13 protein-coding genes are annotated in these 12,880 nt (G+C 38.1%); 6 read left to right on the forward strand and 7 right to left on the reverse strand.

Features of this window, described 5'->3' with window-relative positions:
* The first annotated feature begins 235 nt into the window (after positions 1-235).
* On the forward strand, positions 236-1,975 hold the full coding sequence (locus ABX891_RS14830; RefSeq protein ID WP_354629803.1) for a SulP family inorganic anion transporter: 1,740 nt from the start codon (positions 236-238) through the stop codon (positions 1,973-1,975).
* Between the two features lie 53 nt (positions 1,976-2,028).
* Here ABX891_RS14830 and ABX891_RS14835 read toward each other — a convergent pair whose 3' ends face one another.
* Positions 2,029-2,706 carry a glutathione S-transferase family protein gene (locus ABX891_RS14835; RefSeq protein ID WP_354629804.1) on the reverse strand — a complete coding sequence of 226 codons (678 nt, stop codon included), beginning with the start codon at positions 2,704-2,706 and terminating at the stop codon, positions 2,029-2,031.
* A gap of 165 nt (positions 2,707-2,871) precedes the next feature.
* Here ABX891_RS14835 and ABX891_RS14840 point away from each other — a divergent pair, with 165 nt between their 5' ends.
* The 5 genes from ABX891_RS14840 to ABX891_RS14860 all read left to right on the forward strand — a co-directional run bounded on the left by ABX891_RS14840 (position 2,872) and on the right by ABX891_RS14860 (position 8,140).
* Positions 2,872-3,600 carry a DUF1223 domain-containing protein gene (locus tag ABX891_RS14840; RefSeq protein WP_354629805.1) on the forward strand — a complete coding sequence of 243 codons (729 nt, stop codon included), beginning with the start codon at positions 2,872-2,874 and terminating at the stop codon, positions 3,598-3,600.
* 360 nt (positions 3,601-3,960) lie between these two features.
* The gene (locus ABX891_RS14845; protein ID WP_278382788.1) at positions 3,961-4,641 is read left to right on the forward strand and encodes a CsgG/HfaB family protein; all 681 of its coding nucleotides are present in this window, start codon (positions 3,961-3,963) and stop codon (positions 4,639-4,641) included.
* Positions 4,641-4,988, forward strand: a complete 348-nt coding sequence (locus ABX891_RS14850; RefSeq protein WP_008165258.1) for a DUF4810 domain-containing protein — start codon at positions 4,641-4,643, stop codon at positions 4,986-4,988. Before ABX891_RS14845 ends, ABX891_RS14850 begins: the two co-directional genes overlap by 1 nt.
* A 1-nt stretch (position 4,989) precedes the next feature.
* Complete coding sequence (locus ABX891_RS14855; protein WP_354629806.1) at positions 4,990-5,667, forward strand: DUF799 domain-containing protein; 678 nt, start codon at positions 4,990-4,992, stop codon at positions 5,665-5,667.
* A 295-nt stretch (positions 5,668-5,962) separates the two neighbouring features.
* A complete protein-coding gene (locus ABX891_RS14860) occupies positions 5,963-8,140 on the forward strand; it encodes a GAF domain-containing hybrid sensor histidine kinase/response regulator (protein ID WP_354629807.1) in 2,178 nt (725 codons plus the stop codon).
* Between the two features lie 3 nt (positions 8,141-8,143).
* Here the strand turns inward: ABX891_RS14860 and ABX891_RS14865 are convergent, their stop codons facing one another.
* The 6 genes from ABX891_RS14865 to ltrA all read right to left on the reverse strand — a co-directional run bounded on the left by ABX891_RS14865 (position 8,144) and on the right by ltrA (position 12,869).
* Positions 8,144-8,485 (reverse strand): YajD family HNH nuclease, encoded by a 342-nt coding sequence (locus ABX891_RS14865; protein WP_024604747.1) that lies wholly within the window; start codon positions 8,483-8,485, stop codon positions 8,144-8,146.
* 37 nt (positions 8,486-8,522) lie between these two features.
* Positions 8,523-9,458 carry a hypothetical protein gene (locus tag ABX891_RS14870; protein ID WP_354629808.1) on the reverse strand — a complete coding sequence of 312 codons (936 nt, stop codon included), beginning with the start codon at positions 9,456-9,458 and terminating at the stop codon, positions 8,523-8,525.
* 85 nt (positions 9,459-9,543) lie between these two features.
* Positions 9,544-10,158: an acyl carrier protein phosphodiesterase gene (locus tag ABX891_RS14875; protein ID WP_354629809.1), complete on the reverse strand. Its 615-nt coding sequence runs from the start codon at positions 10,156-10,158 to the stop codon at positions 9,544-9,546.
* A gap of 212 nt (positions 10,159-10,370) precedes the next feature.
* Complete coding sequence (locus tag ABX891_RS14880) at positions 10,371-10,604, reverse strand: ChaB family protein (RefSeq protein WP_024604744.1); 234 nt, start codon at positions 10,602-10,604, stop codon at positions 10,371-10,373.
* Positions 10,605-10,620: 16 nt separating this feature from the next.
* Positions 10,621-11,190, reverse strand: a complete 570-nt coding sequence (gene sodC, locus ABX891_RS14885; protein ID WP_024604743.1) for a superoxide dismutase family protein — start codon at positions 11,188-11,190, stop codon at positions 10,621-10,623.
* A gap of 404 nt (positions 11,191-11,594) precedes the next feature.
* Positions 11,595-12,869, reverse strand: a complete 1,275-nt coding sequence (gene ltrA, locus ABX891_RS14890) for a group II intron reverse transcriptase/maturase (protein ID WP_309169453.1) — start codon at positions 12,867-12,869, stop codon at positions 11,595-11,597.
* Positions 12,870-12,880: the final 11 nt, after the last annotated feature.

Consider the following 12,880-nt stretch of genomic DNA (forward strand, 5'->3'; position numbering starts at 1 on the left):
TTTTAGATTTAGTGATTTCTTGAGGTGCTCAATATCAGTACATTAATACTACGCACATAAGCTGATTAAAAGACACCTCAGGAAAATTCAATTTTCACTTTTTTGCCAAATTATAAATTTAATATCTTGATAAATAATCACCTGCAATTTATTAAAATAACCGTCGTCCTAGCTATACTTATTTGAATATTAAATTTACTATCAAAACGTTGTAACTATTAGCAGGAAAACTAAGGTGCTGTCGCGTTTATATAATTTTATGCCCGGTTTAAATACATTGCTGCACTATGAACGCCAATGGTTTGCTGATGATGTAAGGGCGGCGCTATCAGTAGCTGCAGTGGCTTTACCTGTTGCCATTGCTTACGCACAACTAACCGGTGTTAACGCCGCCGTAGGGTTATACTCTTGCATACTGCCAATGATGCTATATGCACTTTTCGGCACTTCAAAACAATTAATAGTCGGCCCTGATGCCGCAACCTGCGCCGTTATTGCCGCTGTAGTAACACCTCTTGCTGCAGGTGACAGCTTTAAGCATTGGCAACTTGTTGTCACCATGACCGCCATGACCGGCTTTTGGTGCTTTATAGCCAGTAAATTTAAGTTAGGTGTATTAGCTGACTTTTTATCTAAACCTATTTTAATGGGCTTACTAAACGGCGTAGCTATCACTATTATTGTGGGTCAATTTTCTAAAGTATTTGGTTTTACTTTTGATGAGCGCTACTTACTTGAACGCCTCGGTGGTGTGCCCACATATCTAGCGCAAACACACGTTCCCACCTTATTAATGGCTTTGTTTACACTGGCGGTCTATTTTGCCATGAAACGGATAAAGCCCACGTGGCCTGCATCTATGTTTGCTATTGCTTTTGGTGCACTTTTGGTATGGATTTTTGATTTAAAACAATTTGATATAAAAACCATTGGCACCGTAACTGGCGGGCTTCCCGTTTTTAATACCCCTGTTTTTGATTTAGGGATTATTCGTGAGCTGGTGGTACCCGCACTTAACTTAGCCATCGTGAGCTTTGTTAGTATGATGCTAACTGCCCGCAGCTTTGCTGCTAAAAATGGCTACGACATAGACGCCGATAAAGAATTTAGAGCGTTGGGTATTGCCAATATAGCGTCAGCTCTTTCGCAAGGTTTTGCAGTCAGTGGCGCCGACTCACGCACCGCTGTTAACGATGCAACAGGTGGTAAAACGCAGTTAGTATCAATAATTGCAGCGGCCATTATTGCGCTCATAGCTGTATTTTTAACAGCCCCACTTGAATTTATTCCAAGCGCAGCGCTAGGTATTGTACTTATTATTGCCTCTGTCCATTTACTCGATTTAAAAGCTGTTTGGCAATTAAAACGAAAAGACAAACAGGCATTTTATCTCGCCTCAGCCACCTTACTTGCTGTGTTATTTATTGGCGTTATACCAGGGATCACACTTGCTGTATTACTAGGGTTATTTCAATTTATTCGCACTGTTATGCGTCCAACCGACAATATACTCGGCGTAGATGTTAACGGTGTAGTAAGAAGTTTAGACGCCACAGATAAAGCAAAAGCAGTGCAAGGCGTGTTTATCTATCGCTTTAATTCACCTTTAACTTACTTTAATGCCAGCTACTTTAAACGCAGATTACTTGAGCAATATGCAAGGCAAAAAGACGATACACAATGTGTAATAATTGACGCTGTGCCCTGCTTTACTCATTTAGATTTAAGTGTAATGGCCATGCTTGCCGATCTCGACGTTATATTTAAAAAGCGCAATATAAGGCTTGAACTTGCAGGTAGAAAACGCCAACTCCTTTCATGGTTTGAAATTGCAGGAATGAAGTCAGGAAAAGAAGGTATATATATTCACTCAGACCTATACATCGCCCTAAAAAGAAATAGCGTAAGCCAGCATACACAAGAAGTTAGCTTGTTTGAGTCAGACGAAAATAAAGAGGTGCTAACACAGCCATAAAATACTAAACAGCAGATCAGCTAACTGATCTGCTGTTTAGTATTAATTACTTTTTATACTTTTGGATAGTTTGAAGGAAAAAACGCTTTTTTAGCATCTTCATCAAACTCTTTTTTAAAGGCTATATCAGTACCAATTGCGCGTGCACGTGCAACCGCTGGGCGGCTATCAATGCTTTCAAACCAACGCTTAAGATTTGGGTACGGTGCTAAACCCTCTTCACCTAATACAACCGGTGCTTTATCAATCCAGCCCCATGCAGATACATCAGCAATGGTATACGTATCACCCACTATAAAGTCACGACCTTCAAGGTGAGTATCAAGTACTTCGTAATGGCGCTGCGCTTCACGTAAATAGCGATTAACCGCGTAATCAAGCCCTTCTGGCGCCATGTGTCTAAAGTGAACACTTTGCCCTGAATACGGACCTAAACCCGATGCGATAAACATTAACCACGACAGCATTTCAGCGCGATCATCGCCCTTGCCTTCTAGCTTTCCATATTTTTCAGAAAGGTACATTAAAATAGCATTCGAATCGAACACACGAGTTTCACCATCAACAATTGCTGGCGCTTTAGCGTTTGGATTAATTGCTTTAAATTCAGGTGTATGTTGCTCACCTTTTAAAGTATCAAGAGGAACAAGTTCAAACGGTAAGGCTGTTTCTTCTAAAAAGAGTGCAACCTTCATTGGGTTAGGAGTATGGTGAAAATAAAATTTAATCATGTAAAGTTCCTCAATAATTGAGCAACGATTAAAACACAACTTGAGCGGGTGTTCAAATTAAGTTTTAACCAAGTAAAATATACAGTTAAAACGTGATTTAATTGTGAGTATTGCGTGATACTTCAATCTTAAAAATCACTTATGCTAAGGTGAATATTAGCCTTTATGAGCCACAGCATGCTTTCTAAAACATTATATCGTCCATTCCTTATCGCATTTTTTGGGTTAATAATTTTTTGCTTTCAAAGCCAAGCTGCTGAGCAAGTAACTATTTCCAGTACAGCTAATCCGACTACCTTTTTAGAGCTTTACACGTCGCAAGGTTGCAGTAGCTGCCCACCAGCAGAGCGCTGGATTTCAACGTTTACAGATGATGAAAAACTATGGACTGATTTAATCCCTATTAATTTTCATGTTACTTATTGGGATTATTTGGGTTGGAAAGACCCGTTTTCCTCTGCTGTGTTTAGTAAAAGACAACGCACGTATAAGGCACTCGGTAAAAGTAGGATTGTAGCTACTCCAGGATTTATGGTTAACGGCAACGGGTGGCAAGGTTGGTTTTATAAACAAGCTATTCCTGTAGCTAAAGCCCGTTATTTAGGTAATTTAAAAGCGACTACAAACAACAGTAAAATTAATCTCGAATACGATACTGTTAATATCGAAGATAATACTGACCAAAACTTAATAGCCCATGTAGCTCTGTTAGGCTTTGGCATAGAAACACATATACACAGCGGCGAAAACGCAGGCCATAAGTTAAAACACGACTTTGTTGTTATTGGCTACGAGCAAAATGACATGCAGACCAAGCAGCAATTATCATTAGCTGACTTAACCCTGCCTCGCGCTAAAAAAATATCGCCAACAAAGCAAGCCTTAGTGTTTTAGGTATCTAAAAAAGGCGATCCTTCCCCACTACAAGTTGCAGCCGATTGGTTTTAAAAATTACAGTTAATTGAATAAAATTACTAATTAACAACTCAGCGCGCAATAAATCTCCTTGTATATCAACTATAGAAAAAGGCTTTCAATAATTTAAAAACTAATGAATTAGCATTGTTATTACAAAGAATTTATTCTTTTTCATTGTGTGTATCTGTATAAAACATAAATAACATTGTATTTACATCAACTTTTGTCTATAAAGTAAGTTGAATGGACTCTTGAAATAAGTAATTGACTTATAAGTATAAAAATCAAGCGCCTATCAATAAAAACTTCTGCAATTATCTATATGGACAAAAATTTATGCGAATTAACCAAAGCCACATTAAAACAATTGTAATCGCTGCAATTACAGCTTCGTCTTTAGCTGGGTGTGCTACAACATCATCAAAAGTAATAGAAACACCAACTGTTGCTAGCTATAACACAACCTACTCAGGTACAAAAAGCAAACTAGTCGTAGGTCAGTTTGTAAACCGTTCGAGCTTTCAAAATGGTATATTTGCATCAGGCCAAGACCGTTTAGGTAGCCAAGCAAAAACAACACTAATGAGCCACTTACAACAAACAAATCGCTTTAGTGTGCTTGATCGCGACAATATGGCAGCCCTTGCGGAAGAGGCAAAGTTAACAGGTACAAAACAAGTTCTTAGCGGTGCTAAATTTGTTGTAACTGGTGATGTAACAGAGTTTGGCCGTAAAGCCATTGGCGATCGCCAGCTTTTTGGTTTATTGGGTAAAGGTAAATCGCAAATTGCTTATGCTAAAGTAACGCTTAATGTTGTTGATGTTACTACATCAGAAGTTATTTATTCAGTGCAAGGTGCTGGTGAATACAGCCTATCAGAACGTGAAGTTATTGGTTTTGGTAGCACAGCTTCATACGATGCCACATTAAATGGCAAAGTACTTGACCTAGCTATTCGCGAAGTCGTTAACAAGTTAGTTACTGGTCTTGAAGCTGGCCAATGGGGCAATAAATAATGAAAAAGCTAATTACCTTAGCATTTGTTTGTATAGCCCTAACGGGTTGTAACTCAACGAAAGAACCTATTTACTATTACGGCGACTATAGCACTGCCGTATACGCCTATTTAAAAGCAGATGACGTAACAGCCGAAGAGCAAATTAGTATGCTTGAGCAAATTATTGCCGATGCCGCAAACAAAAGTAAGAATGTTGCACCTGGCTTACATGCTCACCTAGGTATGCTGTACTTTGAAACGGGTAATCCTTCATTAGGCACTACTCACTTCGAAACTGAGAAATCACTTTTCCCAGAATCAGTTCATTACATCGACTTCCTTCTAAAATCTGCGAAAGGCGCTTAATATGCTTAATTTAAAATCATACACAGCGATCGCATTAGTCGCATTACTCGCTGGTTGTGTTTCACCTCCACCAGCACATGACTACACAGCATTTAAACAAGCAGACCCTCACTCAGTTATTATTTTACCTCCGCTAAATAATACACCTGAAGTAATTGCACGATACAGTGTGATGACTCAAATGGTCGCGCCTATAGCTGAGTCGGGTTTTTATGTTTTTCCTGTTGCTTTAGTTGATCAAACCTTTAAAGGTAATGGCCTCACTGTTGCAAGCGACGTACACCAAGTACCGGCGAATAAATTACATGAAATTTTTGGTGCAGACTCTGCGCTTTACATCACTATTGAAGAATACGGCACTAGCTATGTTGTAATTTCTAGCGAAACAGCTGTAACTGTATCAGCCTCATTAGTTGATTTACGCACTGGCGAGCAATTATGGCAAGGCAAAGCAAGAGCCTCTTCAGCTGAACAACAAAGTAATGGCGGTGGTGGCCTTGTAGGTATGCTTGTTATTGCAGCAATCAATCAAATTGCTGAAACGGTAACCGATAAAGGCTTTGAAATCGCAGCAATGACTTCAACACGCTTACTTTCTTCAGATGTTTACAACGGCTTATTATATGGACCTCGTTCACCTAATTATGGCCAACCAGCACCAAGCGAAAAGAAAAAATAACTCTTAATGTTATTAACCTAAAGCTTTAAAAGGCCGAACCATTAAATGGGATTCGGCCTTTTTAATAAAAGCTTACCTAGCTAAAAATCTTAGCAAAGTTACTTTTAAATATTTAGAGCAGATTTTAAAATAAGAGTTTAAAAACCAATATTAGTCACAATAGAAAAAACATTTCAAAAAATAATAATAGAGTAGCAAAATGCAATGTCTTTTTTTTAGCCGGTTCTACATGTTAAAGTTGTCATTATCACTAAATTACTCTTATAGTGAATCTATATAAATATTGAGCAATACTATGATAAAAGCACAAATACCAGCTGACGAAGAATCTAGATTAAAGGCACTTTACGAGTATGAAATATTAGATACTGAAGCCGAAAAAGTATTTGATGATTTAACTCAACTTGCTTCTGATATTTGTGAAGCCCCCATATCACTTATAAGCTTAGTTGATCCACGAAGGCAGTGGTTTAAATCAAAGTATGGTATCGATGTAGACTCCACCGAAAGAGATATCGCATTTTGCTCTCATACAATACTGCAAGACCAAGTATTTGAAATACAAAACGCTCTACTTGATGAACGTTTTTATGATAACCCCCTAGTAACCAGCGATCCAAACATTCGGTTTTATGCGGGCACACCGCTAGTTACACCTAGTGGCAGCACAATTGGTACATTATGTGTTATCAGCGACCAGCCAAAAAAGCTAACTCAAACACAAATTAACGCACTGAAAATACTTGGCAAAGAAGTTATTGCACAACTTGAGCTCAGGTTAAACAACAGAAAGCTGGCCACTGCATTAAAACAACAACAAATACATAATAAAAATCTTGAAGAACTAAAAAAAGAAGCTGATACAGCTAACACTCTAAAAGGTCGATTTTTAGCAAATATGTCGCACGAGCTAAGAACCCCGCTGCACGGCATTTTAAATTTAGCTGAGTTTGGACTAGCAGAAACTTCAAATATAGAAAAAGATAACGCCCTAAAAAGTATTTTAAGCTCCGCGAATATACTCTCAAATATTGTAAATGACATTTTAGACTTTTCAAAAATTGAAGCGGGTAAATTAAATATTGAGAATATTAACTTTAACTTGAGCGAAGTCATTAACAATGTAATTAATCCACTAATGAAACAAGCCACAGATAAAGGCATAAAATTTATTCCATCTATAGATAAAAATATCGCTACAACCCTAAAAGGCGACCCTGTCAGAGTTTCTCAAATTTTAAATAACTTATGCTCAAATGCGATTAAATTTACACAACAAGGCCAGGTAGAGTTTAAAGTCACTGTAAAGGAGAACCTCTTAAACACGCAAAATATTGTATTTGAAATAATCGATACGGGTATTGGTATTAGTAAAGCTGCACAGCAAAATTTATTTCAAGAGTTTCATCAGGCAGATTCATCTACATCTAGAAAGTACGGGGGCACGGGCCTTGGCCTCTCCATTTGCACCAAGCTAAGTGATTTAATGAATGGCAAAATCAACTTCACGAGTAAAGAAGATAAAGGTTCTGTATTTATTTACCAACAAAGCTTTGAAACATCAGAACTCGATGAATTATTAAAACCAAATAAAGAAATAACCGATTTACAAGGGTGCACTATTTTGGTTGCCGAAGACAATAAAGTAAATCAAGTTGTCGTAAGTAAAATGCTACAAGCTCATAATGCGAAAGTAATATTTACCGAAAATGGCAAAGAATGCGTTGATTACTTTTTTACCAACCATGTTGATTTAATTTTTATGGACATTCAAATGCCAGTGATGGATGGAGTGCAAGCCACTAAGATAATTAGAGAGCAACAAACAGATAAAACAACGCCAATTATTGCCATGACAGCCAACACCATGAAACCAGATATTGAACACTATTTGAATATTGGTATGGATGGCTATTTAACGAAGCCATTTAATAAAGATCATTTAAATAGCTTGCTCAATGTTTATAATCCAAAAAACTCAAATCTCAAAAATTTAGCAGTTAAAGTTAGTAACCCAAACATTACGAGTGAACGTAAGCTAAAACAGATATGCAATGAGCTAAAAAAGTTAATTTCAAATGCCGACAGAGTCAGTCTATGGTTGTTTAATCACGACTATACTGCCATTAATAGCTTAATTTGCCTTGATGAAAAAAATGAGATAGTAAGTAATGCAGTTTTAAAAGCTGAAGATTTTCCTGCATACTTTGACTATATTTTAGAGCATAAAGTATTAGACGCATCAGATGCGAGAAACCACGAAATCACTAAAAACTTAACCAAGGTTTATTTTGAACCATCAAACATTTACTCCTTGCTTGATTACATCTACTTTATTGATAACAAACCGCTAGGTGTTATTTGTTGTGAAAGTGTTGGCTCAAAAATTTCATGGAGCCATGCAGATAAACTGTCACTTATTAAAGTAGCTGATGTAACAACCTTGTTTTTATCCAAACAGTTGAAATCATAGTAGCTACTTTGATTTATTAAGCATCGCTTTTAAATCGGCAAATGGAGAATGCGTTGCAGCCTCAACTTTTCGCTCTGTAGTCGACCCGCCATACATAATATGTTCGTGGTATTTATTGTGCTCATTGTCGTGGCAATAAATACACAATAACTCCCAGTTACTGCCATCCTCTGGATTATTACTGTGGTTATGATCTATATGATGCACCGTTAACTCACGTAAATTAGAGTACTCAAACTCGCGGGCACAACGCCCACATACCCAAGGGTACAATCTTAAGGCTTTAATTCGGTAACCTTCCTCTTGCTTCACATAAGCCTGAGGTACTGCGTTATTCTTACTCATAGTATTCCTGGTAAATTTACTATTTCGGTGATCAATACTAAAAAAACTTAATTACTGACAAATCACCAAAAGAAGTATTTATATGCCGGCCTGTTTGCTCCCACGCGCGTAGTACGACCATAAGTTTTTTATTGTCAGAAGTCCAAGAAATTCCACCGCCGTATGCTTCAACTTTTTCGGCGCCCGAATCTTTTAACCCCAGCCCAGGGGTTGTGTTTTGAATATACCCTTTACTTACTTTGTATTCAGCAAATACGTGAACATTATGCGGTAACGAAAATGATAAAAGCGAGCCAATACTCGCCCCATAAGAATTAGAAATTAATTTAGTGATCTGTGGCACAGGTGAATTTAAAAAATCAGCCTGAAACACAATATTATCTTTGTTCTCAAGAGATACATGCTTGAAAGACCAAGCGCCAACAATACTTAACGACATATCAAATTTGTTACTTAGCTTTGGCCTATTAAGAAAAAAATGCCCAAACAAAGACTCTTTATTATTGAAGGTATAAAAGTTGTGTTGGCCAGATAGCTCAAACTTGGTTGAACGTGTATTTTGCGAGAAAATTTGATCCGTTTGATTGCCGCTTAAATTGCTAGCCTTGCTTTGCAGCCCTTCAAGCGTTTGATAGTTAAATGTGATTTTAGAATTTTTAAATTTTCTATACGAGAGCAGTATATCTTGTGTTTTTGTTTCAATATCATCTTCAAAAATATCGGCTGAGTAGCCAATTTCAATGTCGTTAATATCAAAAAACACACCCACACGCTGGTTATTTATGGGCTCTAACGAAAACAGTGTTTTTTGATTACTCCCCGCCAAGTCATCGTATATTAGCGCGTGGCTAGTGCTTGGATTTGAAATAGTGGTTCGTACCGATTTTAAGTCGAAGTCGAAAGCCAATACAGCACTGGATTGAAATGCCGCTAAAACAGCAAAGCCCACAATAACCAAGTAATTACGATTCATTAAAAACACTCAAAAATTAATTTGTATTAGAGTAGCGTTTTTTTCACCTTAACTTATCACAAAAGATTAACAATTGATGAAAACTTTAAATAATGCGCTTTATGCCATTTTTTGAGGTGCTTTCAAGGTCAAACTCATTCACATGCTTAATTAGCTCCGGGAAGAACGCTAAAAACACGGCTTCTAATTCATTGTAGTTACGCGTTATATCATCAGCCGCGCCCGCAAAAGTGTTCGTAAAGCGAATACGCTTGGCAATATTATCAAGTGCTAGCCCTATTCCATCTATGGTTTCGTATTCTTTAAACCAATCGTTTTTAGTCATGCTTGTTACAACATGCTGCATTCGCGCTGGCATAGCAGGTATACGGTTATTTAAAAGCTGATAGCTGGTGTACTTAAAGTCACTTAAAGGCTGCTTGCTAAACCGTTGCCAATGCACAATTAAAAAGTGATCAAACACCACATCAATAGCCACACCAGCAAAGCGTTTACGCTCGGGTGAAAAGTATTGTTTAGCGTGTTTAACTGCGCGGTGAGAGTCGGTAAATTTATCAACTAAATAATGGTTATCGAGGCCATTTTTAACTGTGTTTGGTAAGTGCTTTACATGTCTTTTTCCACCAAAGTCACCCAACAGGTTCCCAAAGTGAGAATCGGCTGTGGGCTGCGCTAAATAAAGATGAGCTAAATAATTCAAAGTGTTCTCTGATTGGCTAATACAATTAAATAATAACGCAAATTTAAACCAAACTCACATTCGTGTTTAAAGCAGTACTTATGGTTTTGCTTACCAGTTTTTACTCAAACAGACTGCAAAGTATTGTATAAACAGCGCAACTATAAAACGTCTATATTAAAGCCGCTATATCAGCTATGGCGGCTTTTTAATGCTTAAGCTTTGTTGTTAGTTTAGTTACTCGACTTTACCCAATTTCCATTCTCATTTTTGCTATAACTATTTTTAACCGCCGACCAAGCTACTTTATGCGCTGTTGTTTCGCGGTCATCATCGTTTTTTCTATCGCTTGGGTCTTCATAGGTATCCCACGCACTATTAAACGCCTCTTGATATATCTCTTGAGCATGTTTAGGTAAGTTACTTTTTACCGACTCAGGTAATTCATCACGATTTTTATATGGCATAACTTTCTCCTTATATTTACTCAATTACACCACAAGCAACACGTTTGCCACCGCCACCCAATGGCTTTGGTTTATCTGCATAGTTATCACTTCCTTCGTGAATCATTACTGCGTGTTGTTTAAGTTTTTCAAGCGTGAGCCTTGGTGCTGAAACAGGCGATTTAGCTTGGCCACTTTCATTTACATACAACGCCGGTAAATCGCCTAAATGGCCATCCCCCCAAGGAGCATCATGATGCTCACTAGCTTTTGGATCGAAATGCCCACCAGCGGCGCCCCCCGGCACAACTTTCTCGCCTTTTTTCTTGGGTTCACAACTTGCAAATTGGTGAACATGAAAACCATGCAGCCCCGGTGTTAAACCTTTTAAACTTGGTGAAAAAACAACACCGTTATCATTTTCTGTTAGTGTAATAGTACCTAGTGATTGCCCTTGGCCTGATTTAGTAACTTGGTGCATTTGAACTTTTACATTAGCCAGTGCGCTATTTTGTAGTAACACACCGGTAAGGAGTATTGCAAAAGTGGGTTTTAAAGCGCGGGTTAAAGATCTTTTAGCGTTTGAATCAAACTGTAAACAACTCATCATCATCTCCTCGTTTAGTATCAAATTAATAAAACAATAACGCTAAATTAAGCGACTATTAAACAAGTAGTTTCAATGTATATACCAGCCCTACGCGAAAGCATTAATTTATGAATAATTTATTGATTAAAAAGTAAATTTATAGTTTTTATTAAACTTAAATAAGTAGCTAATTAACTAACAAAACTGACTTTCAGCCAAAGATTGAGCAAAAACCAAGGCATATTTACAAACAAAATGGCAACTTTACAAAACTCATAAAAGGAGATTACCAACGATCCAGCTCAAAAAGCCAAGTTAAAAAAACGAAAATCGAGTAGGGTGAGGCTTATGCCTCATCCCTCTCACAGAACCGTACGTACGGACCTCGTATACGGCTCCTGTACCCTTCACATTTTATCAACTTATTTCCTAAACGCTGATAAAGCAAGCCATCCCGTATTCACTTTTTCTATTGGATATAAACCAAGCTCCTCAAACCATTGGTTTGGCATCGATACACAAGATAAAGGGCTTAGTGAGTTACGCCACGAGTTCATCTTTATGAACTTAAACGGTGGCTTTTTCCCTAACTGCTTTAGTCGTCGATGTAGCCTTGATGGCTTCTTCCACAACCTCAGCTGTATTGCCCTTAGTCTTCGTCTGATCCAACCTGCCAAGGCTTTTAGCTCTCGCTTACAATTGGCTATACTAAAATAATTTACAAAACCGCGCACAACTGGATTTAGCCGCTTTATTACTTCTGCTAAATTTATGCCGCCGTTACGTTTTGTTAATTGCTTCACTTTTTGTTTAAACACGATGAGTTTTGATGCTTGTATCCGTGTCCACTGGCTACCGATCTCTACTCCCAAAAACTTCACACCTTTGCTGCTATGAGCAATATGGGTTTTCTTTTGGTTCACGGTTAATTTCAAGTCTCGCTCTAGTATTTGGGTGGATGCCTTAAGTGCTTCTTGCGCTGCTTTTTCTGTGCTGCACAAAATCAAGATATCATCTGCATACCTCACTATTCGGTGATTACGCTTTTTCATTTCTTGATCGAAAGCATCTAGGTAGATATTCGCCAATAACGGGCTAATTACGCCACCTTGTGGGCTTCCTATCGTACTAGCCTCCCAGTGTTCGCCTATCATTACCCCGCTTTTTAAGAACTGATTAATCAGCTTTAAAATACTACTGTCCGTCACTTTGCGTCTAACACTGCTAATTATCAAAGCATGATCAAGCAGGTCAAAACACTTCGACAGATCCATATCAACCACCCACTCACGGTGATATTTACGAATAAATACCGTGGCTTTGCTGATGGCGTCATGACAACTTCGTTTCGGCCTGTACCCATAACTTGATGGGTGAAAGTCGATGTCGAAGAGCGGTTGGAGAATGTTCAATAGTGTTTGTTGTACTATGCGGTCGCGAACTGTTGGAATTCCCAGCAGTCTCACACCACCATCATCTTTCGGTATTTCTATCCGTTTGACTGGCTGTGCGCGATACTGCTTGCTTTGCAGTTCACCTTGCAGTTGTTTCAAGTTTTCTTCTAAATTCAAGGCGAACGCGGCTATGGACTGCCTATCTATTCCGGCCGCTCCTTTCGCTGCTTTCACTTTTTTGAATCCCTTGTACAGGTTATTAATATCTAATAATTGCCCATACAAGCTGTAGTAAACTGTCATCAATCGCCTTT

Source organism: Pseudoalteromonas sp. NCIMB 1079 (assembly GCF_040567695.1).
Lineage (GTDB): Bacteria > Pseudomonadota > Gammaproteobacteria > Enterobacterales > Alteromonadaceae > Pseudoalteromonas > Pseudoalteromonas distincta.